The organism is Ectobacillus sp. JY-23 (assembly GCF_023022965.1).
Taxonomy (GTDB): domain Bacteria; phylum Bacillota; class Bacilli; order Bacillales; family Bacillaceae_G; genus Ectobacillus.
This window is the reverse complement of sequence record NZ_CP095462.1, coordinates 802,815-828,686: the sequence shown is the minus strand read 5'-3', so window position 1 is coordinate 828,686 and position 25,872 is coordinate 802,815. Positions and strand designations below refer to the sequence as shown.

Here is a 25,872-nt window from a genome sequence, read left to right as displayed (position 1 = left end):
TGTGTATAATGATAAAATGAATAAGGAATAAAATATACGAAAATGTACGGTTTATGTAAATAAAAGGAGATTGATGGATGTCAATTCGAAAGAAAATTTCATGGCTGTTTATCGGCATTGTGACATTTATTTTGATATGCAACAATACAGTTCAGTTGTACTGGACCAAAAATATTATTTTAGAAAAAGAACGCGGCGAAATGAAGCTCATTGCTAGTATTGTTGCTAGTCAGATTCAACAAGTAAACGCAGGTTCTTTGTATGTAGAAGATTTAATTGCACAAAATTTGCGAACAACTGCAATTGCAGCACAGCTTGCATTGCCACCGCGCGCAGTTGATGTATCCAATCAACAATTAAGAGATTTGTCTCAATGGTTGCAGGTAAGTGAAATTACATTGTTGCAAAAAACGCCGGATGGTCGGGAAATGATTGGTGTAAAATCTACAGATGAAAAGGAAATTGGAATGAAAACGGGAGAGTGGGGGTACTGGAATACAGCATTTTTACAAATGTTGAATGGTCAGCCGGTTAAGGTAGATAAAGGAATGGTTCTCCCTAATTATTGGAGCGGTCCGCTTGAGGTGGCTGCAAGTGATCCTTCTCATGTGGACAAGTACGGTTACTATTATGATGGGAAAACAGACTATCTCATTAATCCTTTTATGAGAGATACGTACGTGATGTACTATAATGAAAGGTTTGGTCCAGAACAAATATTAAAGCAAATACAGGCGAGTGCAAATGGTGTTCTAGGAATTACCGTGTTCAATCCCAACACGTTTGGTGAAAATGGTGTGTCTGTAGAAACGAATGGAAATCAGTACACAAGATTGCATGATGCTCCTGTTGTAGCAGGTACGTATATATATCCTAATAAACGTAAGGATACAACATATATCAAAGAGGCAGCTGCCACCGGAGAACCAATGGAGTACTATACGACATCTGAGGGAAAGCATGTATTAAAAATGTTTTACCCTATTCGTGTGTATGACGTTTCCTATGTAGTCGGTATCGTGTTTGATTACGACGTTGTGCAAGAAGTTTTGCTAGATCGCTTGCGATACTATATGCTACTCATTGTACTGATTGCTGCTGGCATTATTTTAGCATCGCACTTCTTTACGAAAACGTTGACGACACCACTTGAGAAAATAGCTTTGAAAGTCAATGAGATTGCATCGGGCAAGTTTGGTGAACAAATTGATGTGCAACAAAAGGACGAGATTGGTGAACTAGCTCGCAATGTGAATCAGATGAGTGTGAACTTGCGAGATTTTACCAATACATTACAAAGACAGCAAAAGGAGATTGAATACCAAGCGAATCACGATGCGCTGACGGGATTGCCAAACCGCCGCTATATGAAGACCTATATTCAAACACTTCTACAAGAAACAAAACAAACTGGGGAAAAAATTACATTGTTTTTTATGGATCTTGATCATTTCAAGTCAGTGAATGACGTACAAGGCCATCATGTGGGTGATGAATTAATTCGTTTGGTAGGAGAACGACTACGCAGCAGCTTGCCACAGGAAGTATTTATTGCTCGTCAAGGTGGAGATGAATTTATTCTTGTCTCTCATCGTTTAAATTCTTGCGGAGCAGTTCATGAATTTGCGAGTTGTATTCTTTGTTGTTTTAAGGAACCTATTTTACTAAAAGGACAAGAGCTGTTTGTTAATGTAAGCATCGGTGGGAGTGTTCTAACGCAGGAAGAGGATGATATTGATGCATTGATTCGCTACGCTGATATCGCTATGTACGATGCAAAAAAAGCAGGAGGCAATCAATTCGTCATGTACGGTGCCACAAAAAGCGCGATTGAAGAAGAGCTTCGATTGCAGCATAAGTTAGCGCGTGTAATCGAAGAGAAGCGACTTGATGTGTATTATCAGCCTAAAGTAGACTTAAAAACAGAACAACTTTCCGGAGCCGAGGTGCTGGTTCGTTGGTATGATGAAGAAGATGGATTTATACCGCCTATGAAGTTTATTTCCATTGCCGAAAAAGTAGGACTGATCACACCACTTTGGAAAATAGTTATGGAGAAAGTATGTATACAAATGAATATGTGGAATAAAATGGGCTATACTATTCCGTTCTCTGTTAATTTTTCGGCAGGACAATTTCAGCATACAGATCAATTGGTTGCTGATATTCAGTATTTACTTCGAACATATGGTGTGTCACCTCATGTATTTGAAATGGAAATTACAGAGAGTGCGCTTATGGAAGCGGGTGCAGTAGAAGCGTTACAGCGGATAAAGGAATTGGGAATACGAGTATCTGTGGACGATTTTGGGACAGGCTACTCTTCTCTTAGCTACTTAGAATCGTTTCCGTTAGACACAATCAAAATTGATCGCTCTTTTATTGGCGGAATGGAAGACAGCGACAGAAAGTGTCAAATTGTTGAGCTCATTATCGCATTCGCTAAGAAGCTTGGCCTTAAAGTCATTGCAGAAGGTGTAGAAACCGAAGCGCAACAACAATTACTAAGTGACTGGAAATGTGATGAAATGCAGGGCTATCTGTTTAGTAAGCCGTTGCCAGCGCAGGAGTTTGAAGAGAGATTTTTGACGAGATAAAAGCGTTCGGGGGCGTTCCTGAACGCTTTTTTATAAAAAGTAAGAATCTATTCAATTGAAGAATGTGTACTCGTCTTATAAAAGCGGCGAAAGTAGTCGAGCGATAGATTCTCGTATACGCTTGCTGATACTTCGTTGTAAAAATGTATCTCTATCAATTTCATGAGATACAGAAAAATCTTCCTGAAATTGTGTATATAGCTGATATACAGCTTCATTATTATATAGAAATACATTTACTTCGTAGTTGAGTGCAAAACTTCGGATATCCATGTTGCTTGTACCGATGGAAGCAATATTTTCATCAATTAATACGGCTTTTGCATGAACAAAGTTTTCTTTAAAGCGGTAAATGCTCACGCCTGCCTGCAGAAGCGGTGCAAAATAGGATTGTGATGCATAATCACTAAAGGAGCTATCACTTTTTCCAGGATATAAGAGCCGAACATCACGACCAGCCAAGGCTTGTAGTCGTAATGCAGTGAAGAGTTCCTGATCTGGAACAAAATAAGGTGTTACAATCCAAATGGATGATTTAGCATTCGCTATAAGGGCCAGCAGGATATTCCGTATCGTCATATCCTTTGTATCTGGACCGCTATCGGCAATCTGCACAATGCCTGCTGTTGGTACAGGTTCAGGAAATGTTCTGGTTTCTAACGCTGTACCAGTTGCGTAAGACCAATCGCGTAAAAAGACATGTTGCAACTGATGCACTGCCGTTCCTTCCAACCGCAAGTGCGTATCGCGCCAAAACCCCATACGCGGTGAACGTCCCAAATATTCATCACCTACATTTAATCCTCCAGTAAAACCAATGTATCCATCTACAATGACAATTTTTCGGTGATTGCGATAGTTGGCTGCTTGAAGCCAAGAAGATAAAATGGGATCAAAGGCCCGTACAATTATGTTAGCTTCCTGCATAGGAGCAAGAAAAGCTTTTTTCAAGCCGTGACTGCCAAGACCATCGTATAAAAACCGTACTTCTACGCCTTGTTGTGCTTTTTGAATCAATATATTGCGAAGTTCTGTACCAATTTTGTCCCCTCTATAAATATAATACTCCACATAAATGTAGTGTTCTGCTCGTAGAATAGCTTCCTTTATGGATGTAAAGGTTGCATCTCCGTTTTGTAATACATCTACCTTTGTGCCTGTCACACCAGGATAAGCACCAAATTTCTCAAAAGGATATGGATAAGAAGCAACAGGTGCATCGTATGTGTAATTCGTAATTCTGTTTCGCCTGTACTTACTGCGGCCAAACAGTATATATAAAATGAGTGCAAGTTTTGGAAAGATAGAAAAAATGGCTAACCATGAAATGGTACTATGTGGCGAGCGGTTTTCTATAAAGATAACAGTTACTGCAGTCGCAATACCTATTGTGATGAGAAGTTCCAGCAATGTATAAAAAGACCCGAATGTTTGATTTAATAAGGAGGTAATAATTAGTGTATATCCAATCCCAACTAGAAATTTAATCAGTTTCTGCTGGCTCATACAGACCTCCTTTAAATAAGTTTATTCTTATGATGTACAGTTTTAGGAGGATTTAACGAGAAGCCGACCATTTTTTGCGAACTAAGATGAAAATACCTATACCTGCTATACCTGTAAGTGTATATATTCCGTATTGATATACGTAAGCTCCAATCGTTTCAATATGTTTGCCAAAATAAAAGCCGATGATAAAATAAGAGAATGTCCATACAAATCCGGTTGTGTAAGAGAATAGTGCATAGCGCCAAAACTTCATGCGGTTAATGCCGACAATATATGGTACAACATGGCGGACAACAGGCAAGAAGTAACTGAAAATTAACGCATAACTGCCATGGCGCTCAATCAATGCGTGTGATCTGGCAAGATAAGGTCCAATATTTTTCTTTTTAGCTAATTTGTCTAACATAGGCGCACCGACACGAAAACCAAGGACATACCCGAGAGAAAGACCTGAGACAACACCCAAATATGTTAATATAAAAGCTGGTATACCGTGTAAAATATTTAAGGAAGAGACAAAGCCCCCGGTCATGACAATCACTTCATCAGGAATTGGCATACCTACAATACCAAGCCAAAGTGTAAAAAACATAGCAGGATAACCATACTGTGATACCAATTCGAGTACAAAATCCATATAAATCCTCCTCAGCTGTAGATACCTTCAGATTACAGACAAAGTCTTAATAATCTTTATAGGAAAATCTTAAGAATTCTTAAAAACAGTTTTTTTAAATTGAGGGCTGTGTTAAAGCCTAATGTTGATCATTTTCACTTGTTGATGGGAGTGAAGGGGTTGAGACTAGCGAATTTAACCAGGAACTTTTACAGAGTCCTTTATTATTGTAATAGCTTTTCACATACCGCTGTGATATGATTAGTTTTTACAGTGAAAAGGACGTGAATGCATGATTAATATTACAGTTCCAAAGCCAGATGTCACAATTACAAAACAAATTAATCCCGAGATGAGTAACATTTATGGCTTTACGGATTTTCATTTGATTTCTCGTGAAAAAGGCGGTATCTTCATGTTTTATAATAAGCAGGAAGAGTTGCTGTTTGCTGGGAAAGCGCGTAAGCTTCGTCAACGAATAAAAAAACATTTTGAAGACAATGTATCACCAATGAAGCCGTATCGTGAAGAAGTATACAAAATTCGCGTATGTATTATAGAAGACCCGACAGAGCGTGATATATATGAAACGTATATTGTAAATAAATACCGTGCGAAATATAACGTGGACAAGGTATTTTATAAGTAAGAAAAAAAGCAACAAGCGGCGGCTTGTTGCTTTCTTAAGGAGGACTTTATGTTTGTTTACACATACGCCTGTAGACCAGAAGAAGAATCATTGTGTCAGCTAGAGCTTCGTGCTCTATTTGGTAAACAGATAACTGGTACATTTCTCAGTGAAAGAAAGATAGACCCAAGCCGCAGTCCGTTTATCAAGGAACGTATTGATGTTTTATATGAAAGTAATGACTGGCAAGAGCTTAAGCAATTGGCGAGCGAAATTGTGATGGGAGAAACAACATTTAAAGTCATTTGTATACGAAATCCTGGCGAGGAGAAACTACCGCATGATGACAGGCGTGCGGCGGAACGTGAAATTGGCGCTTGTATAAATGGAGAGGCCAATGTCAAAGCTCCAATGCATATATTCGGTTTAGTACGCCTCCACGGAAAGTGGTATTTTGGAGATTATTATAAAAGTATGCCCGTATGGCTTGGACATGTAAAAAAGCCGCGTGAATATTCTACAGCACTGGATACACGCCTTGCTAGAGCGGTTGCTAATATTGCAGCTCCGGTAATTGAAGATGTAAGCATGATTGATCCGTGCTGCGGCATTGGTACGGTTCTAGTGGAAGCACTATCTATGGGCATGCATATTACAGGACGCGACATTAACTATCACGCAGCGAGCGGCGCACGTGAAAATATTGCGCACTTTGGCTTTAATGGTGAAGTCAAGCGCGGTCCGATTTCTGAAGTAAACGAGCAATATGACGTGGCCATTTTGGATATGCCGTATAATTTATGCACGCATGCCACACCCGATGATCAGCTGGATATTTTACGTCATGCTCGGCGCTTTTGTAAGAGAGCAGTCGTTGTGACTATGGATCGAATTGATGAGATGATAATAGAAGCTGGATTTGGGATTATCGATCGTGCTATTGTGAAAAAAGGTTCATTTACCAGGGAAGTTCTGGTTTGCCAATCAGACAATTCAGCGTAATCAGCTAAATTGACCGAAAAAAGACATTCAAAATAGGTTGAGTGTCTTTTTTATTGCGCAGATGATCCAATACAAAATGATTTCAGTGAAGGCTTTAAACAAATCTTTGGTATCAGTAAAGCATTATCTGTAGCCATTACAACGCAATGCCGGAAATGGGGCAGGGTGGTACGCAAAATTATGAGATGGTCATGTGGACAGGAGGTGCTCTATTTGCCGCTACGACAGCTTTCTTTATTCGTCGCCGCGTGGCACGTGAGAAGTAATAGATAAAAAGAGAGGCAAATTCATCTCCTTTCTGCTGTGTCTTGCGATATAATACAGGCGGGAGGGAAATTATGGACAACTTAGCAAAGGATTTTTTGTTGTATTTAGGGGTGAAAAAACAAGAGCCGTCACTTACGTTTTTAAATGAGCTTGTTAGAGAGCATCAGTTGAAAGTCAGATGGGAAACAGTTACGAAAATGATAGATTGGGAAGCTGGCAAGAAAGATGGAGAGTTTTTGCCACCAGTTGAAGTATATATGAAGCGTATGATCCAAGATGGGTGTGGTGGTACGTGCTGGACGGTTGCAACTGGATTTCATTGGTTGCTGCGGGAGCTCGGCTTTACTGTTCATTATTTATATATGGACCCGGGGCATTTATGTTTGCGCGTTGATTTAGATCAGCCTTACTTTATTGACTTAGGTTACTGTGCGCCGTTATTCCGTGCATATCCGCTCTTGCAATCTTTTACAGTAAGTGATGCAAGAGAAACATTCTCTTATCAAGTAGCTGACAGAAATATTGTCATCACAAGAACATCAGGACCTACAAAGGTATTAAATCCAGAGCCTATCAATTTACAAGACTTAAAAGAAGTTATTCAAAAGGCAAATGAATGGGAAACAGCCTTTGCACTGCAGGCAGTGCGCGTATTTGGTTATGTTGACGGGGTATTAACCGGCATCAGTAACAATACGCTAAAGCGTTACGGTAGAGAAAAAGAAGAACGTGAATTAACGGAGAAAGAGCTCATGTATTGGGTAACAGAGAAGTTTCAGATGAATCCGGAGGTATACACAGAAGCTGTTCGCATATATAGTCAACATAAAAAGTAACATTCTTCTTTGAAGAATGTTACTTTTTCGTTTTTCGCTTATAAAACTCATATAGATGCCGGGCATCTTGCTCAGTCATCGCAATCCAATGGATAGGTTTAATTTCAATGTCAAATTCGTGATAGATGCGCTCCATATAATGGGCAATCCGCTCTTTTTCCAGTTCATACAACTGTGTGTTTTCAGAGGTTTGATTATATAATAGTTTCATGCGTTTCTCCTCAAATCCTTATATTTCTGTCAATTCTAATAATTGCAGTAGTATCAGGATTACCGGATTTCGCAAATGTATACGTTATGTATGAAAGCTGAGGTTAACCTCAAGCTTCCTTCTCTTTCATAATTTCATCCTCGAGCACGAAGAACTCTTCCGCAATCTCCAAATGGATATCGGACATATCTTCATACCCCTTTTGCAAGTCCATCGGGTTCCAGGTTGTTTTTTTCTTCATACCACACACTCCCTTATCTGACGCATAGACAGATGAAAAATGAATTCTCTCCTATTATGAACAAAATTTGGACAGATGTCTAGAGACAGCCACTAGATAGAATCTTACAATATTAGGGAATGTAATGTTTGTAAAAAAATAAGCGACTCTGTCTATTCTCATTAGAATGACAAAGTCGCTCACGTTATATACATGCTCATAGATCTAGCTGTACTCCCTTCTTTTTGAAATCGCTTACAAATTAAGCTTTAGATTTGGAGTTTTTAAAGTATTGATCTAGCATAATTGGCAGCAAGAAAAACGGCGAAAACAAAACCATCCCAATAATAAAACCTGTCATTATTCATCAACGTCCTTTCCATTGTCAATGTTATAGTGTATGCAAATGTGACAAAAATGTGAACTATTTATGTCATAATTGTGACACAAAGTATAATAAAAAGCAATATTATTTTTTAGATTAGTCAGAAAATTTTACACTGCATATATACTGCTTTATTTGTGAATTATTATTATCCAAAAATTTCCTTTAGTGTAGAGGTGACTTTCCGTATATACGGAAAATTCCGGTGATTCGGAAGGTAAAATAGCCTTTTTTCCGTTAAAGAGGAATAACGGAACCGTCTTTTGTACGTTATATGAACAGGATATATAGGAAATGGATGTATAAAAGCATCTACCATATTGGCATACAACTTGCTTGTAATAAGTAGTAAGACAAGGATTTAAGATGAAGAGAGGAAAGGAGAGAGAAGTATTGTAATAAATCAGTGCTAGTTTTGTACTTTTACCGTCTAAGAGATTATATCCCTCTAAATATCTTTTCGTTTCATGTTTGTGAGTCATCAGGCTATATGCCATGACACCAAATAGTAGATAGGAGAGTTTGGTTGCATCAAAAATGAAAACGTATTCACTTTTAAACTGGGAGGAATAAGAGAGATGTTAAAAAAGCTCAAATTGATGGTGCTAATCGTGTTTATATTTACAATTGTGATACCGAGCGTCAGTGCTGCTGGAAGCTTTACAGCTAAAACCTATAATAGTAGAACATATAAAATATATGTGCCAAGTGGCTATCAGCCTGGTACCAAGGTACCGCTTGTTGTAATGTTGCATGGATGTACACAAAATCCGGACGATTTCGCTGCTGGCACACAGATGAATGCAGTAGCAGAAGCAAACAATTTCCTTGTAATATATCCTCAGCAAGATTCTACCTATAATGCAAACAAATGCTGGAATTGGTTTGATCCAAATCATCAATCGCGAGGCAGCGGCGAGCCTGCACTTATTGCCGGTATGGTGAATCAAGTCAAAAGTCAGTATACAGTTGATGACAATCGTGTATATGTAACGGGACTATCAGCAGGAGGTGCGATGTCTGTTATTATGGGAGCAACGTATCCGGACATCTTTGCTGCAATTGGCGTTGGTTCAGGTTTAGAATATAAGGCGGCAACCACACAAACAGCGGCGTTCACCGCAATGAGTAGCGGCGGTCCGAACCCAACGCAGCAGGGTCAAGCTGCCTATACTGGAATGGGAGGCTATAAGAGAGTGGTGCCAACAATTGTATTCCATGGTAGCTCCGACACGACGGTAGCGCCGGTGAATGGCAACCAAATCCTAACACAATGGGCACAAACCAACGATTTAGCCGATGACGGTACAGATAATAACAGTATTTCCGATACGGCGGCGCAAACAATAAATGGACAAGTACCTAATGGGCGTAGCTATACACAGTATATTTATCATGATAAAAACGGTATGAATGTGATGGAAAAGTATATTGTTACCTCTATGGGACATGCATGGTCAGGTGGCAGTAGCGCAGGGTCTTATACAGATACGCAAGGTCCAAACGCCAGCACCCTCATGTGGTCGTTCTTTAACAATCACCCAAAGAATATTTCCGTACAAACAACAGCCAGTCCAGCAGGTGGAACGTATGCAGGTGCTGTCAACGTAACACTCAGCACCAATGTAGCGGCAAACACGTATTACACAACGGACGGTTCAACACCAACTACTTCTTCCTCGATATATACAGGGCCAATCTCTATCAATGCAAGCACAACGTTAAAATATTTCAGTATAGACACAAACGGTAATACAGAGGCCGTTCAAACGCAAAGCTATACAATTGGAACAGATACGACACCACCAGTAACAACGGTTAATTCAGCAGGTGGAACATACACAAATGCGGTTACAATTCAATTGTCAACGAACGAAGCAGCCAGCACGTACTATACGACAGATGGCTCGACACCAACCGTTAACTCGACAAGATATACAGGACCATTTACCCTCAGCGGGACAACAACGTTAAAGTACTTTAGCATAGATGTAAGCGGAAATGCGGAAGCTGTCCAAACGCAAACTTATACAATTAACGTATCGCAAGCGACACTGCTTTCAATTGGTACGGAGGACGGATTCGTTGGACAGTTAAGCGCGGATTCTTTTAGTGCGACAACTTCTAAAGTTGGCGATAAAGGGATGTATAACACAGACACATACCGTACTGTTCTGTCCTTTGATACAACACAAATTCCAGCAGGTGCAGCAATTAAAGAAGTCAAGTTGCGTGTCTATCGTAAATCCTTATCAGGAACCGTAAATAGTGTTACGGTAGACATGGTGAGCGGAGCTTTTGGCGGAACAAGTACACTCCAGCAAAGTGATTACAATGCCGCGGCTTCTGTAACTAATATTGGCACATTAGGTGTACCTACAGCAAACGATACGTATACTGAAATCACATTGCCCACATCCGCTCTCTCCTATATCAATACATCAGGCAGAACGCAGTTTCGCTTAAAAGCAAATACCACAGCGAGCTTTGCTGCCAATACGTTAACCTTTTATGGAGGAGAAGATGGCACATACAGCCCATCTCTTATTGTGACATATTGAAGCAGGAGAATTGCATAAAACGCCGTACATATTATAGTAGTAATACAAATGCGGGAGGTAACTGAATGTATAAACTGTTATGCACGCTGTTATTACTGCTAGGCTGCACAGCCTGTACGGCAAACGAACCAAAACAAGAGCCGATTATCTTTCAAGGTATTGTCGAAGAGGTAGATGAAACAGCGCGCACGTTGCTCGTACAAAGTGAAACGCATGGAACAGTACGTGTTGCCATCCCTGCAAAAGATGAAGTGAAAAAATACAGTCTTAAGCAGGAAGTTTCCGTTTGGATAGTGGGTGGCTTGCAAGAAAGCAATCCAGCCCAAGGCAAAGCATCACGCATCGAAGTTTTAGAAGGGCTTATGCTACCCGAGGAATCACCTAGTACAAAGTTATAAAAATGCCGCGTCTTATCGCGGCATTTTTTGGTGCTTACAGAAAAAAGAGGAAGGAAAATTCGACAATTCTGTGACTAATATAGCGTGCGAACGTTTCCGCATAGTTTCTGGTTATTCTTTTCCCTTGACGTATACCCCTTGTTCGCTATTGAATAGAGAGAGAAGTGTTTTTAAACGGAGTAAACAATATTTTCATGTGGATAAAATGAAAAAATAGGACATTTTATGTTACAATGGAAGACGACTTTGAAAATAGAAAAGAGGATAATCATGCGAAGTGATGTGAAGGTAGAACAAAGTATGCAAGAAGCCTCTTTGGAGCTGGAGAAACAGAATTTGTCCAAAGTACTGGCAGAAACCGTAAAAACGGGTATTATTAAATCCAATTTATTGGCGATGTTCGCCGGATTGGCATTAGCTTTATATAAGGACAGTATTAGTCCATTCGATAAACTCCCTGAGATTTTCTTTTCCATGATCGGTTCTATATTAGTTATCGGTGCGGCAGGTGCATTTAACAACCTATATGACCGGGACATCGATTCCATTATGGAGCGTACAAAAACGCGCCCAACGGTAACCGGGACTATCCAAGCGAAATCTGTGTTATTGTTAGGAACTGTGATGACAATTGTCGGTCTTGGCACATTAGCCCTGGCCACACCACTTGCGGCGTTGTTTGGTTTACTTGGTTTGTTTTTCTATGTGGTACCATATACAATGTGGTCAAAGCGCCGCACTATATACAACACAGAAATTGGTAGTATTTCAGGTGCGATGCCGCCGCTGATTGGATGGGCTGCAATTAGTTCAGACTTGATGCATCCAGGTATTATTGGATTGTTCCTATTCATGGTGTTATGGCAGATGCCGCATTTTTATGCAATTGCGATTCGTAGACACGATGAATACAAAGCTGCAAACGTACCGATGCTACCCGTTGTCAAAGGATTCAAACGCACGTATATCCAAACAAATGTGTACTTAGTTATCTTAATTGCAGCAAGCTTTTTATTCGCTTCTGTAAGCACAGGTATTTTACTTGTATCTCTCATCTTAAGTATTGGTTGGTTTGCGCTTAGTATTGTTGGCCGTAAAAAGATGGAGATTGAAAAATGGGCAAAGACAATGTTTTTGTATTCGCTTGCGCACATTACCATTTTATTTGCGACCATCATTGTTTACTCATTTATGGGTACGTTTTTTAAATTATAAAGTAATGAAAATCCCTTGGTTCTTAATCAAGGGATTTTTGCAGTATTAACGTTTGGAAGAAAGGGAGAAAAGAATGGATTTATATATCTGGAAAGGGCTAGTCATTGGTTTGTCACTTGCGGCACCAGTGGGACCAATTGGCTTACTTTGCATTCGTAGAACATTAACACAGGGCAGGATAAATGGCTTTGTATCAGGTCTTGGCGCAGCTAGTGCTGATGCAGTATATGGTATGATTGCAGCGTTCGGTTTAACATTCATTACTGAATTTTTATTAGGCCAGAAGACTTGGTTACAGCTTGTGGGTGGTGCTTTTTTATGCTATTTAGGAATAAAAACTATTCTTTCAAAAGTTGCACATACACCTGCTAATGCACAAGGAAAACAATTACTGAGTGCGTATTCTTCAGTATTTTTTCTAACTTTAACTAATCCGATGACGATTTTATCATTTATTGGTATTTTTGCTGGTCTTGGTGTAGCAGCTGGAGATACTACTTCCTCGCTTACTCTTGTAATTGGTATATTTCTAGGTTCCGCGCTATGGTGGCTTTTTCTTGCCACTATAGCAGGTGTATTTAAAGAACGTATGAATACGCAGGCTTTAACGTGGGTAAATAGGGTATCGGGAGTCATTCTTATTATAGTTGGAAGTATAGCTTTATTTGTATGATAAAGTAAAAAGAATCAAGCATGCTTGATTCTTTTTACGTTTCATTTTTCAATAATAAGTACACAAAATACGGCGCTCCGATAAAGGCGACTATAATTCCTGCGGCGATGCCGTCCGGTTCAGCTAGATTACGACCGATGGTATCGGCAAGCAAAAGTAGCCATCCTCCAAGTAAAACAGCAACCGGAATAAATAACTGATGGCGAGAGCCGACAAGTGCTTTTGCAATATGCGGCCCCATTAGGCCGATAAAAGCAATACCACCTGTAACGGAAACGGCGGAAGCAGCTAATGCAACCGCGGCAACTAACAGCATAATGCGTTCTTTTTGAATAGAAATACCAACACCTATAGCGATTGGTTCACTTAAATTAAGAATGTTTAAACGGTTGGCTTTATATAACGTAAACGGAATAAACAGCAGTAACCAAGGTAAGATAGCTAGAATGAACGGCCAATCTGCACCCCACACATTTCCGGCGAGCCACTTTGCAATAAAATCGACTTTGGCACGTTCAGCGGAAGAGATAAGGACAATCATAATACCTGACAAGGCCATTGAAAAACCAACACCGATAAGCACAAGGTGAACAGGCTGCATACCGGTTTGTTTGTTATAAGCAAACAGATAAATGAGTGTCGCAGTCAATAAAGCACCAATGAATGCCACCACTGGCAACATGTAAATGAAAGAGCTGGAGTCAATCGGGAAGTACAAAAAGAACACCGCAATTGCCGCACCCGCTCCAGCATTTATACCGATAATACCCGGATCGGCTAAGTCATTGCGCGTAATACTTTGTAGGATGGCTCCTGATAACGCCAGCGCCATTCCGGCCAACAGGGTAATGACAATGCGCGGTAAACGAAGTGAAAACAGTACAAATTCTTCTTTAAAAGTGCCTTGTCCAAGTAAAGTAGGAAGTAGGCGGTCATATGACAAAGATGCTTGTCCTAATCCTATGCCGATGATAATTGTAAATAGGATAAATGTGGTTGTAATGCCGAGAATGATGCGTTGTTTTCGTAAGATGGACGGATGAATCATGATAACGCTTTACCTCCTTTGCGCACGATAAACAAAAAGAAGGGCAAACCAAGTATGGCGATGATGGCCGCAACTGGTGTTTCATAAGGCGCATTAATGGTTCTCGCCAACGTATCGGCAAGTAGCATGAATGTTGCGCCGGTCACGATGGACATTGGTAAAATATATTGATAGTTTGTTCCAACAAATATTCGCACAATATGAGGCACCATGAGCCCGATAAACGCCATGTTGCCGACAAGTGCAACAGAAGCCCCGGCAAGCAGCACAGTTACTACAAATAAAACAACCTTTACTTGTATCGTCTTTTGACCAAGTCCTATAGCAACTTCTTCACTTAGGCTTAAAATTGTAAGCTGTTTGGATAGGAAAAGAGCGATCATCATACCTAGCGCAAGAAATGGCAGTATAGTTTGGAGCTGAGCCCATGTAATGCCGACTGTACCACCTGCCGTCCACATTGACACATCTTTTGAAATTTTAAAATAAATACTGATGCCGTCTGTACAGGCATATAAAAAGGCGGAAATCGCAGAGCCGGCTAACACGATGCGAATGGGCGAGAAGCCGCCCTTTTTTGCCGATCCGATGCCGAATACAAGCAACGCACCTGCAGTAGCGCCAATAAAGCAAGCAAGCGTCGTGCCAAAATACGACACAGATGGAATGAGAGCCAGTGTCACAGCCAAAGCTGCGTTCGCACCTGCCGTAAGACCAAGCAAGCCTGGGTCAGCTAATGGGTTTCGCGTTATCCCTTGCATAATAGCCCCGGCTACAGCTAGAGACGCGCCCACAAACATAGCGGCGACTTCACGGGGCAGGCGAATTTCACGAATAACAGTCAATTTGTCCCCGGATACCTTGGAAGTAAGAGCGAGCCATACGTCTTTGGCAGTAACATCAGCTGCGCCAAAGACCATGGCTGCTGCAAAGGATGCGATGCATACACATATACCTACGAGTAAGGTCGCAGGGAAGAGAATCCGTTTTCTTTCGGTCATAAGCAATCAACTCGTCTTTCTTAGGATACAGGAAGAGGAATTCTTTCATAAGAATTCCTCTGTGATATATTAGTTGCCAAGAAATAGCTTTTTAAATGTATCAAGCTGGAAGTCCAATGTAATTGGATCGTTAAAGTAAAATTCTTTTGCGTTTACTTCAAACAATTGATTATTTTTCACAGCTGGAATGTTTTTGTATGTTTCTGTTGTTTGGAAGGAGTTATCAGCATCTTTGTTTTTACTGAAAATCACATAATCTCCTGCAAACTCAGGAAGAACTTCAGGCGATAGTGCGTAATAGCCGTCTTTTAATGCCATTTCTTTTACCTTTTCAGGCATTTTTAGTTTCATTTCTTGGTAGAGAATTTCAGTGCCCCGTCCCCAGTTAGCGCCGAACACGTAAAGTTGTTTATCAAATCCTTCGATAACGGAAACTGTTTTATCTTCACCGATTTTTGCTTTAATATCTGTACCCGCTTTTGCAGCACGTTTTTTGAAGTCATTAATCCATGCTTTTGCTTCTTTTTCTTTATTTAATAGCTTTCCAATTTCCAAGTGCTGCGTTAAGTAGTCTACTTTTCCGTATGTATACGTTACAGTAGGTGCAATTTGTTTTAATTTATCCACGTTTTTAATGTTGGACAAGCCAATGATTAAATCAGGATTCAGTTCAATGATTTTTTCAATGTTTTCATCTGATACTTCAGCCACGTTTTTTAATTTGCTGTCAAAGCGCGGGTTCATTTTAGACCAAGAGTCTACCCCAACAAGGTTTACATTGAGGGCCATTACGTTACCTGCAAAGGATGAAAGAACAACAACGCGTTTTGGATCGGTAGGTACTTCAATTGGACCGTTTTCAGATTGATAGGTAATTGTTCCTTTTTCTTTCTTTTCGTCTGTGCTTTCTTTTTTGTCTGCCGCATTCCCGCAGGCGCTAACGATAAGTACAAATAAAAGTACAAATGGTACAAGTAATTTCTTCATAATGATTCTCCCTTTATTAAATTATATGTGATACATATCGGCTTTTGAGTGCGAGGGTCGCGCCCAATTTCAGCATCAATGTGAAATACCTGTTTTAACACATCGGCATGAATGACTTCTTCACAGCTACCGACCTTGACGATTTTGCCATCCTTTAAGGCGATGATATAGTCAGCAAAGCGCGCAGCTTGATTGAGGTCATGCAAAACCATCACAATCGTTCGTTTTTGCTCCTGATTCAATCGCTGCAGTAGCTCAAGCACTTCGAGCTGATGCGCCATGTCCAAATAGGTTGTTGGCTCGTCCAAAAAGATAATATCCGTTTGTTGCGCCAGTGCCATCGCAATCCATACGCGCTGGCGCTGGCCCCCGGATAAGGCGTCGACAGCACGAAACTTGAAATCTATTGTCCCGGTGACCTCCATGGCCCAATCAATCACTTCGTAATCTCTCTTTGTCAGGCGGCCAAAGCCTTTTTGATAAGGAAATCGGCCGTAAGAGACCAGTTCACCGACCGTTAAACCGGCGGCGCCTTCCGGGGTTTGTGGCAGAATCGCCATCTTTTTCGCGAGCGCTTTTGTGTTTTCTTTTGCAATATCTGCTCCGTCCAGCACAACGGTTCCGGATTGATACGCAATAATGCGCGTCATCGCTTTTAATAGTGTAGATTTTCCGCAGCCGTTCGAGCCAATGATGGTGGTAATCTTTTTATCCGGTATTTGGATGCTGAGGTTTTGTACGATTAGCCGATCATCATAGCTAATGTTTAAATTATCTGTATATAATCTAACCATAAAAAACCCCCATTTGTTAAAATAGATAACTGAAAATGATAATGATTATCAAAATCGGTAACAATCTCAATATAAAAGTATTTGTGAATAATGTCAATGATAATTTTTCTCATTGCAAACACTTTGGGAAACAGGTATATTTAAATGAGAATGAGAATCACTTTTTGATTGTGAGGAGTAGACGAAATGCAAACAAATGTGTTCGATGTAACCATTATCGGCGGTGGACCAGCAGGTTTATACGCTGCTTTTTATAGTGGGTTGCGAGAAATGAAAACAAAAATTATTGAATTTCAGCCGCAGTTGGGCGGAAAAGTACATGTGTATCCAGAAAAAATGATTTGGGACATCGGTGGTCATCCCCCGATTTCAGGAGCGAAATTGATTCAACAACTCGTCGAGCAAGGTATGACGTTCAACCCAGAAGTGGTATTAAATGAAAAAGTAGAGTCTATTACAAAGGATGAAAAAGGCCTATTTTTTCTGCATACAGCCTCAGGTAAAACTCATATTTCGAAAACAGTCATTGTAGCAGTTGGAAGCGGCATATTGAAGCCGCATAAGCTAAATATAGAAGGTGCTGAAAGATTTGAGGTTTCTAATCTTAACTATACGGTAAAGTCATTGAAGCATTTTAGAGGTAAGACAGTTATTATTTCAGGTGGAGGCAATTCAGCCATCGATTGGGCCAACGAACTGGAGCCAGTTGCAAAGAAGGTATACGTAACGTATCGTAAAGCTGCTTTAGCAGGTCATGAGGCACAGGTTACACAGCTACTTAGTAGCTCTGCGACGTGCTTATTTCATACTTCCATTACGAAGTTAATTGCGGGATTGGATGACCAAGTAATTGAACAGGTAGAATTGACAAATCATGAGACGGATGAGGTGTCTTACTTGACAATTGATGAAGTGATTATCAGCCATGGTTATGAACAGGATACAACCTTGCTGGGGGATAGTGAATTACAGATTGAGATGTTAGATAACTATTATATTGCTGGAAACGCGAACAGTGAATCTTCAGTTCCAGGTTTATATGCGGCAGGAGATATCTTAAAGCATGACGGCAAATTACACTTAATTGCCGGTGCATTTCAAGATGCGGCAAATGCTGTAAATCAAGCAAAACGATACATTCAGCCCGATGCAGAAAGAGCAGCGATGGTATCTTCCCACAATGAAGTGTTTAAGGAGCGGAATCGTGAGCTGGCTAAGCAAATGATTAGATAGAAAACTTAATAATTTGATGTTTTTAATATATGGATTATCATTTATAAAAATGAATTTTGGATGATTTTTCTAGAAACCATATATGTAATTTGTAAAAAATGTATTGATTTTTACAAAAAGGCAGGTATCAAAACCTGCCTTACTTGTTTTGCTTATTAGCGTGATCTATTCACATAATGAAAGATAGGGTCACGTAATTCAAATTCATACGTAATGCCGTCCACAATTCCTACTACTTTGTCGCTATCGTATAATGCTAACAGGAAGTGTGCCATTTCTTTGGCTGTATGGAATTTTGGCACAACACCTTTGTATACAAAGGAATCTAGATCGGAAGCACGCTTTGCAAATTCCGTTTCGGTTGCGGCTGGAGCGAGTACCTTTGCTTGCATAGCAGCGTTCTGCTCCTTTAGCTCATGAGCTATCCCTTCAGTAAATGCACTTACATAGAACTTGGTTGCGCAATAAGTAACTGCATTTCCAACAATCGTATAACCACCGCCGGAAGAGATGTTAATCAATTGTGTACCTGGAACATGAGCATAATCACGCACAAATAACGAAGATAAGATAGTTAGAGCCTCGATATTCAAATGTAGCATTGTTTCGATTTTGTCTAAATTTTGCTCGCCTACAGAAGCGAAGTTACCGAAGCCAGCATTATTGATGAATGTCTCAATTTCATAGTTTTTTAAGCTACTGTAAAAGGCATGAACATTTGCAGAAACGGACAAGTCCGTCGTACGGATAATAACATTGACATTAGGGTTTACACTGTATACAGCTTTTTTTAATTCTTCCAATTGCTCTGTTCTTCTTGCGGCAATTATCAAATTCTTACCGCGTGCCGCAAAAGCAAGTGCCGCTTCGTAACCAATACCAGAGCTTGCGCCTGTGATAACTGTATATTTCATAAGAAAAATCCTCCTCGTTGCTTCATATTATGACCAATTTCATTTTGATTATAGTCCTTAGAGTTTACTCTAAGTCAAATCTTTTTTATAATTATAGCTGTGAAAAGGAGGTCGCTATGTATACAATTGGTGAGGTTGCACACATGCTTGGGCTAACGGCACATACGTTGCGCTATTACGAAAAAGAAAAGATTATTGTTCCAGAGCGAAGCGAAAACGGTGAAAGAGTATATCAAGATACGCATGTAGCGTGGTTACGATTTGTAATGAAGTTAAAGCAAACGCAAATGCCGCTTGCGCGTATTAGAGAATATGCACAGTTATTTAGTGAAGGGGAACGTACTGCGGAATTGAGACTACAGCTACTTGAAGACCATTATAACAGCATAAAGCAACAAATGGAGACGCTCCAAGAGACAGAGCGCATACTTGCTCACAAGATTGCTTCGTATAAAATGATGCTAGAATCAGAAAAGAGGGAAGCAACATGAAAACATTACTGCAAGCATTATTTTGCGCTATTATGTTCTGTCTATCAGCATGCGGTATTTTTTCTGCTGCACCGACGGACGAGCTAGAATTTATGGCACAAATAAAAGATTTAAAGAAATTAGAAGCAGAGGTTGTGCGCTGTGCAGATGGTGATACGCTTACTGTCATTCCAAAACAGGGCAAGCACGCTGGTAAAGAGATAAAGGTACGGACGCTTTTGTTTGATTCAACTGAGTCAGTTAAGCCTGGTACAAAGCCAATGGCATGGAGCAAGGAGGCATCTGCAAGACATAAAGAGTTGGTTATGGGCAAAGTGGTTACGCTTGTTTTTGATAAAGGAAATCAGCAGGATCGCTATGGCCGTTATCTCGCATATGTGTATGTGGATGGAAAGAGCGTAGGTGCACAGATGCTTCGCGAGGGTCTTGGGATTGTTCGCTACGTGGAACCGGGCACAGATACATTATATAAGCAGTTTAAAGAAGCTGAGCAAATAGCACGGGAGGAAAAGAAAGGTGTATGGAGTATACCGGGTTATGTGAAGCAAAGAAAAGGAAAAGAAGCCTACTATGATTTGAGAATGGCTTATTAGATAAGATGAAAGTTTAAGTAACATACAGATTTATATTGAAAATACAGAGGGTTTATTATATAATTTTGAAGATTTAAAATTATGAGTCATTAAAAAAGGGAGGGGTTTACATGAAAATATATATCAAACGTTTGTTTTGTCGTCCCCTTTTCTATTTTAGGGCCAAAGCATTTTGCTTTGGTCCTTTTATTTTGGCTATGTTAAAGCCTGATGTTGCTAATTGGAACTTTTTGATGGGAGTGAAGGTGATGAGACTAAGCGAGTGCCCCGTAGGTGCATAGCGCTGAGGCAGCTCTATGACTGCCTACAGATAGCGAATCCTCGTAATGTAAATGAACACGAACTTTAACAGAGCCTTTATTTCAAAGGAGGGAATTTTAATGAACAAATACAAACGAGTTTTAATTAAACTGAGCGGCGGCGCACTGGCGGATGAATTCGGCAACAGCTTTGGCACGGCAAATTTAGAGCATATCACTGATGAAATTTTATCTCTTATAGAAGAAGGCATAGAAATATCGGTTGTGATTGGCGGCGGCAATATTTTTCGCGGTAATTTAGCCCAAGAATGGGGTATCAATCGGGTAGAAGCCGATAATATTGGAACGCTCGGGACGATTATTAATAGTTTGATGCTAAGAGGGGTATTAACTGCTAAAACAGATAAAGAGGTAAGGGTCATGACATCTGTTCCAACGCCGACTGTTGCTGAGCCGTATATTCGCTTGCGTGCTGTCCATCATTTGGAGAAAGGCTATATTGTCATCTTTGGCGGTGGGAACGGACAGCCATTTGTAACGACGGATTATCCTAGTGTACAGCGTGCAATTGAAACCGAGAGCGATGCCATTTTAGTGGCAAAGCAAGGTGTGGATGGCGTCTTCACTGCGGATCCAAAGCAAGATAGCAGTGCGAAAATGTATGAGCGATTGAATTATAATGATGTTGTACAAAACAATTTAAAAGCGATGGATCAATCCGCACTTTTGTTAGCAAGAGACTTTAATTTGCCTGTACATGTGTTTAACTTTCTTGAAAAGGGTGCAATGAAGCGCATTTGTACCGGTGAAGCTATTGGTACACTCATTCATGGCGGGCGAACAAAGGTTAAAACTATGTAAATTGTACAACAATCTGTAACAATTTCTTTCCAGGTGACAAGGAAATCTTTTTGGACGTAACGAATATCACAAAGAGATATCCAAACGTTGGGAGGAATGCGGTATGACGTATCATTACTTTACATGCGAAGAAGTGAGACCCGGTGTATATGCAGCGATTGTAAAAGACGGGAAAGGTGCGCTCGGTAACGCTGGTTTTGTAAACCTCGGAGAAGAAACCCTTATCTTTGACACGTTTATGCTACCGCAAGCAGCCGCGGAGCTTCGCGCTGCCGCAGAAGAACTTACCGGTAATACAGTGAAATATGTGATAAATAGTCATTATCATGGCGACCACACCAATGGAAATGTCACTTTTAAAGATACTACTATTATTTCGACGGCAACAACAAAAAATATGATGATAGAAGCATTAAAAGGAAGAAGTAAAGAGGAAGTAAAAGCTGGTTTAGCCAGTTATGTGAAACATCTGAAAGAACGCATTGCAATTGAAACAAATGAATGTATGTGGCAAGCGCTTGTGTATGATCTGTCTGATAAGCAGCTCTTAGCTAATTCATTAGACCTTCTTGAACTTACACCTCCGAACATTTTGCTAGAAGATAAACTCGTAATTGAGGGTAGTGCGCGTCAGGTGGAGATATATCACTACGGCGGCGGTCATACAGCAAGTGATACCTTTATGTATGTACCGGATGCGAAGGTACTGTATAGCGGTGACTTGGTTCTTGTTAATACACATGCTTGGATGGGGAGTGGTCAGCCGCAGGAGTGGTTAAAGATATTGACAAAGGTAGAGAGTTTTTCTATAGATGCTCTTATTCCTGGACACGGACCTGTTGGAAGCGCCACAGATATTCAACATATGCGCTCGTATTTGACAGGAATGATAGAGTATGTTTCGAATTGTAAGACTTCGCAGCATACTTTAGAAGATATATTGCAACTTCCGGTGCCGCAGCAATATGAGCAATTGGCTGGTGCAAATGTATATGAGTGGAATGTGCAGTTTTTGTTTCAATATCTACAAGAACGCGTTGTGCCGCAATCATAATCATAAGCTGCCTTGTACATCGTGTACAAGGCAGCTTATGATGGAATAGGGAGGATGAAATGGGTCTGCAGCATGAGTTTTTTCTTGTACCGGATACAGTAGATGCATATTGTTTTTCTATAGAGCGACAAGTGGAAGCTGCAATAGATGTTGTATATATACATGATGATCTAATTGTGTATATGTGGGACACACTGCAATGGATTCCAAGTAAAACACCGCGCAAAACTGGGATAGAAGAAGGTCTGGGCTTAAACCGTTGGGGTATCACGGTACTAGATGATGAATCTGTTGAGAAAATCAGTAATATTTTACAGGCATGGCGGATGTTATTTAAAATGTCCCCCCATCAACTTACACTTACTGGTGGTCTTATGTGGACAGAAAATGAGTTGGTGGAATACGAGCAACTGAAATTTCAACGAGAAGAAGTGCTAGAGCAGTTAGATAAACTTATTGTATTCACTAAACAAGTACAAAATAAATCTTATTATATTTGTCACTGGGGTGTGTAGAAAGATTAATATGAATTATATAAGTTATATCAAAAAGCAGTTTCTTAACCTTTCAATCTCCTCTTTTCGAGTTGAGACGAGAGGGTGGGATAACATTGGCATTATCATAAACGAAGAACATTTATACGAGCGGTGCAACAAAGAAATGTTGCGAGTTGTCTAATTCATGGGGATTTAAGTTATACACATATATTATATCAAGATACGATTTCTGGTATCATAGATTTTGGAGACGCGTGTATCGGCGATCCAGCGTACGAGTTTTATAGATTGTATGAGGATTACGGAGAGGAGTTTGTAAGGTTAGTTTATTTGTATTATAAGACAAATTATCCGTTCCCGTTTGATGTAACTTTTTATGATCAAATGCAGCGTTATTATCGTTATCATACGGTGTTTCATGAGCTGCTGTATGCGATTCAAATGCGAGATAAAAGGAATATAAAGAAGCGTGTAACGCAATATGAAGAGCTTCTATATGACAACATAGGCAATCCACTAAAAAGGATTGTCTTTTTTTGTATTTAATCTAACTATTCACAACTGTTTTCATAGCTGTTTGTCAGATTCTAATGCAAAGTAGGTTGGTGAAAGTAACGAAATCCCTTGAAACAATGCCTTTTTTATAAGTATATACAGACAAGATATCTCAAATTCAAAACTTTTGACATCCGGCTAATATCTCTTGTATAACTAAAATGTAGCATTTGCACATGTGTTGTATAATTTTTGTGACATGCATACCAAGTGAAAAGGGAGGAACTGCAGTATGAAACGATTTTTATCTTTGTTAGTAGCTTTAATGATGTTCTCTGTATTGGCAACAAGCGCGTTTGCCGCGGAACAAAAAGAAGCCATGGTACGAATTGTTCATGCATCCCCGGATGCACCCGCTGTTGATGTAGTGGTTGATGGAAAAACAGTTGTTACAAATGCTGCATTTAAAGCGGCTACGGATTATGTAAAACTAAGTGCTGGTGAACATGAGGTTCAAATCTTTGCAACGGGTACAGTTGCAGAAAACAAACCAGTTATTTCACAAAAATTAAACGTCGAGGCAGGTAAATCTTACACAGTTGCTGCAATTAATAAGGTTGCCAATTTAGAGCTTCTTGTTATGAATGACGAAGCAATGACAACCGAAGGAAAGACAAAAGTACGTGTCGCACATCTTTCCCCGGATGCACCTGCTGTTGATGTAGCATTAAAAGGTGGGGACGCACTATTTGCCAATGCACCATTCAAAGGTGTTACAGACTTTAAAGAAGTAGATCCTGCAACACTTGATTTAGAAGTACGCGCTGCCGGAACAAACAACGTGGTATTAAATCTGCCGCAAACAGAATTGAAGGCCAATACCCTATATACTGTGTTAGCAGTAGGGTTTGCACAAGGTGAGCCGAAACTTGATGCAATTGTATTAACAAATATGTCCGAGAGTGCTATGCCAACAAGTATGCCAAAGACTGGAAACGGCGGCGCGTCTAATGTATGGTTATACGCAGCGGCAGCAGGTTTACTTGCTGGTACTATCTTGATGTTTCGTAAAACAAAAACAAACTAAATATATTATTATGGTGCTGCTTCTTGCAGGTTGCGGGCAACCGGATCTTACCGCGAAACAGGCTAGAGAAAACGTGCCGCTAGCACCTCAAGTTTCCCAAACGACAACGGTCGCAAAAGGGATAGAACCAGTCCGTATCGAAATTCCGAAGCTACGTATTAATGCGCCGGTCGCACCCGTTGGTTTATTAGGAGACGGGTCGATGGGCGTACCAGAAGATACAAATGAAGTCGGCTGGTATGAGCCTGGGGCCAAGCCAGGTGAGTTTGGTAATGCCGTATTTGCAGGACATGTGGACAGCTATCTTGGCCCTGCTGTTTTCTTTTACTTAAAAAAACTTGAGGTGGGTGATGAAGTCATCATCCGTGGCAAAAACGGCGAGACATTCATATACGTCGTAACAAGTAAGGCTTCGTATCCGTACGACCAAGCCCCTGTGGAAGATATATTTGGTTACACAGCCGCAAAACGGTTAAACTTAATTACATGTGCAGGACGCTACGATCGAAAAACCAAAAATCACGAGGAGAGGCTCGTTGTCTATACGGAATTAAAGGAATAGCGCGTACATTTTCGTACGCGCTATTCCTATGAAATGAAAGAAAACATACCTAATAGGATAATAGACAGTCCAGCCAACTTATTTACCAAATCGAGATGAACGTTTATTTTGTTTCTAAATATACTAGCTGCTACGCTTAAAAACAGCCACCATAATGACGCCCCTATAAACACACCGCTAATGAGCGCTGTAGTTGTGATGGTTGAACTTGATTCCTGATCAAACCCTAGTCCTGCAAACATTGCCGTAAAGTTCAAAATTGTAACCGGATTTGTCATCATGAGCAAAAAAGTTGAGATGTACATAGATAATAATGTTTCATTTGTAAGGTGTGCAGTTCTTTGTACCGGTTTCTTTAAGAATGTTTTTATGCCCAGATAAAATAAGAAGATTGTCCCTAGAATGTGTAGATATATTTCTTGCTCCAATAAAAACGAGGATACAATAGAAAAACCAGATGCAGCGATACTAGCGTATATCATATTGGCTGTTACTGCACCGAACCCAGTTAAAAAACCTGCTGTTTTACCATGCGTTAATGTTCGCTGTATACAAAGCAGTCCTATTGGTCCAACTGGTGCAGATACAGATAGTCCTAAAATAAAGCTTTTCATAAACAACATAGAATGCTCCTTTCCTTATATAAATGCTATATTAAGTTGATTAGTGGAGGGGACTGTTGCGGGAAAAGGGAGCCACAGTGTTAACCTTGCTTATCCAGGATCTTACCATCCCCAGCTCGCTATGGTTGCAGTATGCATTACTTTTCTTTATTCATACTTTTTTCATAATAACATACAGTTGAAGGGAGATATAGATAGTTGTTTGAGCACATAAATTGACTTCTTAAACTGTAAACGATAAGATTACAGTAATC

Annotated in this window: 27 protein-coding genes; 17 read left to right on the top strand and 10 right to left on the bottom strand. The window is 40.2% G+C overall.

All coding sequences use genetic code 11. The features are described 5' to 3' along the window. The first annotated feature begins 77 nt into the window (after positions 1 to 77). Positions 78 to 2,597, top strand: a complete 2,520-nt coding sequence (locus tag MUG87_RS04300) for an EAL domain-containing protein (RefSeq protein WP_247085865.1) — start codon at positions 78 to 80, stop codon at positions 2,595 to 2,597. A 75-nt stretch (positions 2,598 to 2,672) separates the two neighbouring features. On the opposite strand, the gene cls is transcribed toward MUG87_RS04300, so the two are convergent. Further along, entirely contained in the window at positions 2,673 to 4,103 is a 1,431-nt protein-coding gene (gene cls, locus MUG87_RS04295) for a cardiolipin synthase (protein ID WP_247085862.1), read from the bottom strand. Between the two features lie 52 nt (positions 4,104 to 4,155). Continuing rightward, a complete protein-coding gene (locus MUG87_RS04290) occupies positions 4,156 to 4,743 on the bottom strand; it encodes a DedA family protein (protein ID WP_247085859.1) in 588 nt (195 codons plus the stop codon). Positions 4,744 to 5,014: 271 nt separating this feature from the next. Here MUG87_RS04290 and MUG87_RS04285 point away from each other — a divergent pair, with 271 nt between their 5' ends. The 3 genes from MUG87_RS04285 to MUG87_RS04275 all read left to right on the top strand — a co-directional run bounded on the left by MUG87_RS04285 (position 5,015) and on the right by MUG87_RS04275 (position 7,455). Next, entirely contained in the window at positions 5,015 to 5,371 is a 357-nt protein-coding gene (locus MUG87_RS04285) for a nucleotide excision repair endonuclease (RefSeq protein ID WP_247085857.1), read from the top strand. 48 nt (positions 5,372 to 5,419) lie between these two features. Then, a complete protein-coding gene (locus tag MUG87_RS04280; RefSeq protein ID WP_247085855.1) occupies positions 5,420 to 6,352 on the top strand; it encodes a TRM11 family SAM-dependent methyltransferase in 933 nt (310 codons plus the stop codon). 338 nt (positions 6,353 to 6,690) lie between these two features. After that, positions 6,691 to 7,455, top strand: a complete 765-nt coding sequence (locus MUG87_RS04275) for an arylamine N-acetyltransferase (RefSeq protein ID WP_247085852.1) — start codon at positions 6,691 to 6,693, stop codon at positions 7,453 to 7,455. A 19-nt stretch (positions 7,456 to 7,474) separates the two neighbouring features. Here MUG87_RS04275 and MUG87_RS04270 read toward each other — a convergent pair whose 3' ends face one another. Both MUG87_RS04270 and MUG87_RS19585 read right to left on the bottom strand, forming a co-directional pair. Continuing rightward, positions 7,475 to 7,666 carry a hypothetical protein gene (locus MUG87_RS04270; protein WP_247085850.1) on the bottom strand — a complete coding sequence of 64 codons (192 nt, stop codon included), beginning with the start codon at positions 7,664 to 7,666 and terminating at the stop codon, positions 7,475 to 7,477. A gap of 109 nt (positions 7,667 to 7,775) precedes the next feature. Beyond that, positions 7,776 to 7,907 carry a hypothetical protein gene (locus MUG87_RS19585; protein ID WP_278018510.1) on the bottom strand — a complete coding sequence of 44 codons (132 nt, stop codon included), beginning with the start codon at positions 7,905 to 7,907 and terminating at the stop codon, positions 7,776 to 7,778. Positions 7,908 to 8,849: 942 nt separating this feature from the next. On the opposite strand from MUG87_RS19585, the gene MUG87_RS04265 reads away from it, so the two are divergent. The 4 genes from MUG87_RS04265 (at position 8,850) to MUG87_RS04250 (ending at position 13,118) form a co-directional block, all read left to right on the top strand. After that, positions 8,850 to 10,832 (top strand): extracellular catalytic domain type 1 short-chain-length polyhydroxyalkanoate depolymerase, encoded by a 1,983-nt coding sequence (locus tag MUG87_RS04265; RefSeq protein ID WP_247085848.1) that lies wholly within the window; start codon positions 8,850 to 8,852, stop codon positions 10,830 to 10,832. 65 nt (positions 10,833 to 10,897) lie between these two features. Beyond that, entirely contained in the window at positions 10,898 to 11,230 is a 333-nt protein-coding gene (locus MUG87_RS04260; RefSeq protein WP_247085847.1) for a DUF3221 domain-containing protein, read from the top strand. Positions 11,231 to 11,500: 270 nt separating this feature from the next. Beyond that, entirely contained in the window at positions 11,501 to 12,445 is a 945-nt protein-coding gene (gene cyoE, locus MUG87_RS04255) for a heme o synthase (protein ID WP_247085845.1), read from the top strand. Positions 12,446 to 12,518: 73 nt separating this feature from the next. Then, positions 12,519 to 13,118, top strand: coding sequence for a LysE family translocator (locus tag MUG87_RS04250; RefSeq protein ID WP_247085843.1), 600 nt, complete (start codon positions 12,519 to 12,521; stop codon positions 13,116 to 13,118). A 34-nt stretch (positions 13,119 to 13,152) separates the two neighbouring features. Here the strand turns inward: MUG87_RS04250 and MUG87_RS04245 are convergent, their stop codons facing one another. The 4 genes from MUG87_RS04245 to MUG87_RS04230 form a co-directional block, all read right to left on the bottom strand. Next, positions 13,153 to 14,166: a FecCD family ABC transporter permease gene (locus tag MUG87_RS04245; protein ID WP_247085840.1), complete on the bottom strand. Its 1,014-nt coding sequence runs from the start codon at positions 14,164 to 14,166 to the stop codon at positions 13,153 to 13,155. Continuing rightward, positions 14,163 to 15,167 (bottom strand): FecCD family ABC transporter permease, encoded by a 1,005-nt coding sequence (locus MUG87_RS04240; RefSeq protein WP_247085837.1) that lies wholly within the window; start codon positions 15,165 to 15,167, stop codon positions 14,163 to 14,165. The genes MUG87_RS04245 and MUG87_RS04240 overlap by 4 nt, the downstream gene beginning before the upstream one ends. A 69-nt stretch (positions 15,168 to 15,236) precedes the next feature. Continuing rightward, positions 15,237 to 16,154: an iron-hydroxamate ABC transporter substrate-binding protein gene (locus tag MUG87_RS04235; RefSeq protein ID WP_247085835.1), complete on the bottom strand. Its 918-nt coding sequence runs from the start codon at positions 16,152 to 16,154 to the stop codon at positions 15,237 to 15,239. Beyond that, positions 16,151 to 16,948 carry an ABC transporter ATP-binding protein gene (locus tag MUG87_RS04230; protein WP_247085833.1) on the bottom strand — a complete coding sequence of 266 codons (798 nt, stop codon included), beginning with the start codon at positions 16,946 to 16,948 and terminating at the stop codon, positions 16,151 to 16,153. Before MUG87_RS04230 ends, MUG87_RS04235 begins: the two co-directional genes overlap by 4 nt. A gap of 186 nt (positions 16,949 to 17,134) precedes the next feature. Between MUG87_RS04230 and MUG87_RS04225 the strand changes: the two genes are divergently transcribed. Further along, entirely contained in the window at positions 17,135 to 18,181 is a 1,047-nt protein-coding gene (locus MUG87_RS04225) for an NAD(P)/FAD-dependent oxidoreductase (RefSeq protein WP_247085831.1), read from the top strand. A 155-nt stretch (positions 18,182 to 18,336) separates the two neighbouring features. Here the strand turns inward: MUG87_RS04225 and MUG87_RS04220 are convergent, their stop codons facing one another. After that, complete coding sequence (locus MUG87_RS04220) at positions 18,337 to 19,095, bottom strand: SDR family NAD(P)-dependent oxidoreductase (protein ID WP_247085829.1); 759 nt, start codon at positions 19,093 to 19,095, stop codon at positions 18,337 to 18,339. Positions 19,096 to 19,211: 116 nt separating this feature from the next. Here MUG87_RS04220 and MUG87_RS04215 point away from each other — a divergent pair, with 116 nt between their 5' ends. From MUG87_RS04215 to MUG87_RS04180, 8 genes are all read left to right on the top strand, one after another. Next, on the top strand, positions 19,212 to 19,586 hold the full coding sequence (locus tag MUG87_RS04215) for a MerR family transcriptional regulator (protein WP_247085827.1): 375 nt from the start codon (positions 19,212 to 19,214) through the stop codon (positions 19,584 to 19,586). Continuing rightward, positions 19,583 to 20,179, top strand: a complete 597-nt coding sequence (locus tag MUG87_RS04210) for a thermonuclease family protein (protein WP_247085824.1) — start codon at positions 19,583 to 19,585, stop codon at positions 20,177 to 20,179. Before MUG87_RS04215 ends, MUG87_RS04210 begins: the two co-directional genes overlap by 4 nt. Before the next feature lie 380 nt (positions 20,180 to 20,559). After that, the gene (gene pyrH / locus MUG87_RS04205; protein WP_247085822.1) at positions 20,560 to 21,300 is read left to right on the top strand and encodes a UMP kinase; all 741 of its coding nucleotides are present in this window, start codon (positions 20,560 to 20,562) and stop codon (positions 21,298 to 21,300) included. A gap of 103 nt (positions 21,301 to 21,403) precedes the next feature. Beyond that, positions 21,404 to 22,354 carry an MBL fold metallo-hydrolase gene (locus tag MUG87_RS04200; RefSeq protein WP_247085820.1) on the top strand — a complete coding sequence of 317 codons (951 nt, stop codon included), beginning with the start codon at positions 21,404 to 21,406 and terminating at the stop codon, positions 22,352 to 22,354. A gap of 59 nt (positions 22,355 to 22,413) precedes the next feature. Continuing rightward, positions 22,414 to 22,869 carry a hypothetical protein gene (locus MUG87_RS04195; protein ID WP_247085819.1) on the top strand — a complete coding sequence of 152 codons (456 nt, stop codon included), beginning with the start codon at positions 22,414 to 22,416 and terminating at the stop codon, positions 22,867 to 22,869. Between the two features lie 132 nt (positions 22,870 to 23,001). Then, positions 23,002 to 23,397 (top strand): aminoglycoside phosphotransferase family protein, encoded by a 396-nt coding sequence (locus MUG87_RS04190; protein ID WP_247085817.1) that lies wholly within the window; start codon positions 23,002 to 23,004, stop codon positions 23,395 to 23,397. A gap of 241 nt (positions 23,398 to 23,638) precedes the next feature. Next, entirely contained in the window at positions 23,639 to 24,433 is a 795-nt protein-coding gene (locus tag MUG87_RS04185) for a DUF4397 domain-containing protein (RefSeq protein ID WP_247085815.1), read from the top strand. A gap of 73 nt (positions 24,434 to 24,506) precedes the next feature. Next, positions 24,507 to 24,995, top strand: coding sequence for a class F sortase (locus MUG87_RS04180; RefSeq protein ID WP_247085812.1), 489 nt, complete (start codon positions 24,507 to 24,509; stop codon positions 24,993 to 24,995). Positions 24,996 to 25,021: 26 nt separating this feature from the next. Here the strand turns inward: MUG87_RS04180 and MUG87_RS04175 are convergent, their stop codons facing one another. Then, positions 25,022 to 25,618, bottom strand: a complete 597-nt coding sequence (locus MUG87_RS04175) for a LysE family translocator (RefSeq protein WP_247085810.1) — start codon at positions 25,616 to 25,618, stop codon at positions 25,022 to 25,024. Positions 25,619 to 25,872 lie beyond the last annotated feature (254 nt).

Excerpts from the sequence above, each read along its gene's own strand:
- MUG87_RS04300 (WP_247085865.1), top strand. The coding sequence starts at position 78 with ATGTCAATTCGAAAGAAAATTTCATGGCTGTTTATCGGCATTGTGACA.
- cls (WP_247085862.1), bottom strand. The coding sequence starts at position 4,103 with ATGAGCCAGCAGAAACTGATTAAATTTCTAGTTGGGATTGGATATACA.
- MUG87_RS04290 (WP_247085859.1), bottom strand. The coding sequence starts at position 4,743 with ATGGATTTTGTACTCGAATTGGTATCACAGTATGGTTATCCTGCTATG.
- MUG87_RS04285 (WP_247085857.1), top strand. The coding sequence starts at position 5,015 with ATGATTAATATTACAGTTCCAAAGCCAGATGTCACAATTACAAAACAA.
- MUG87_RS04280 (WP_247085855.1), top strand. The coding sequence starts at position 5,420 with ATGTTTGTTTACACATACGCCTGTAGACCAGAAGAAGAATCATTGTGT.
- MUG87_RS04275 (WP_247085852.1), top strand. The coding sequence starts at position 6,691 with ATGGACAACTTAGCAAAGGATTTTTTGTTGTATTTAGGGGTGAAAAAA.
- MUG87_RS04270 (WP_247085850.1), bottom strand. The coding sequence starts at position 7,666 with ATGAAACTATTATATAATCAAACCTCTGAAAACACACAGTTGTATGAA.
- MUG87_RS19585 (WP_278018510.1), bottom strand. The coding sequence starts at position 7,907 with ATGAAGAAAAAAACAACCTGGAACCCGATGGACTTGCAAAAGGGGTAT.
- MUG87_RS04265 (WP_247085848.1), top strand. The coding sequence starts at position 8,850 with ATGTTAAAAAAGCTCAAATTGATGGTGCTAATCGTGTTTATATTTACA.
- MUG87_RS04260 (WP_247085847.1), top strand. The coding sequence starts at position 10,898 with ATGTATAAACTGTTATGCACGCTGTTATTACTGCTAGGCTGCACAGCC.
- cyoE (WP_247085845.1), top strand. The coding sequence starts at position 11,501 with ATGCGAAGTGATGTGAAGGTAGAACAAAGTATGCAAGAAGCCTCTTTG.
- MUG87_RS04250 (WP_247085843.1), top strand. The coding sequence starts at position 12,519 with ATGGATTTATATATCTGGAAAGGGCTAGTCATTGGTTTGTCACTTGCG.
- MUG87_RS04245 (WP_247085840.1), bottom strand. The coding sequence starts at position 14,166 with ATGATTCATCCGTCCATCTTACGAAAACAACGCATCATTCTCGGCATT.
- MUG87_RS04240 (WP_247085837.1), bottom strand. The coding sequence starts at position 15,167 with ATGACCGAAAGAAAACGGATTCTCTTCCCTGCGACCTTACTCGTAGGT.
- MUG87_RS04235 (WP_247085835.1), bottom strand. The coding sequence starts at position 16,154 with ATGAAGAAATTACTTGTACCATTTGTACTTTTATTTGTACTTATCGTT.
- MUG87_RS04230 (WP_247085833.1), bottom strand. The coding sequence starts at position 16,948 with ATGGTTAGATTATATACAGATAATTTAAACATTAGCTATGATGATCGG.
- MUG87_RS04225 (WP_247085831.1), top strand. The coding sequence starts at position 17,135 with ATGCAAACAAATGTGTTCGATGTAACCATTATCGGCGGTGGACCAGCA.
- MUG87_RS04220 (WP_247085829.1), bottom strand. The coding sequence starts at position 19,095 with ATGAAATATACAGTTATCACAGGCGCAAGCTCTGGTATTGGTTACGAA.
- MUG87_RS04215 (WP_247085827.1), top strand. The coding sequence starts at position 19,212 with ATGTATACAATTGGTGAGGTTGCACACATGCTTGGGCTAACGGCACAT.
- MUG87_RS04210 (WP_247085824.1), top strand. The coding sequence starts at position 19,583 with ATGAAAACATTACTGCAAGCATTATTTTGCGCTATTATGTTCTGTCTA.
- pyrH (WP_247085822.1), top strand. The coding sequence starts at position 20,560 with ATGAACAAATACAAACGAGTTTTAATTAAACTGAGCGGCGGCGCACTG.
- MUG87_RS04200 (WP_247085820.1), top strand. The coding sequence starts at position 21,404 with ATGACGTATCATTACTTTACATGCGAAGAAGTGAGACCCGGTGTATAT.
- MUG87_RS04195 (WP_247085819.1), top strand. The coding sequence starts at position 22,414 with ATGGGTCTGCAGCATGAGTTTTTTCTTGTACCGGATACAGTAGATGCA.
- MUG87_RS04185 (WP_247085815.1), top strand. The coding sequence starts at position 23,639 with ATGAAACGATTTTTATCTTTGTTAGTAGCTTTAATGATGTTCTCTGTA.
- MUG87_RS04175 (WP_247085810.1), bottom strand. The coding sequence starts at position 25,618 with ATGTTGTTTATGAAAAGCTTTATTTTAGGACTATCTGTATCTGCACCA.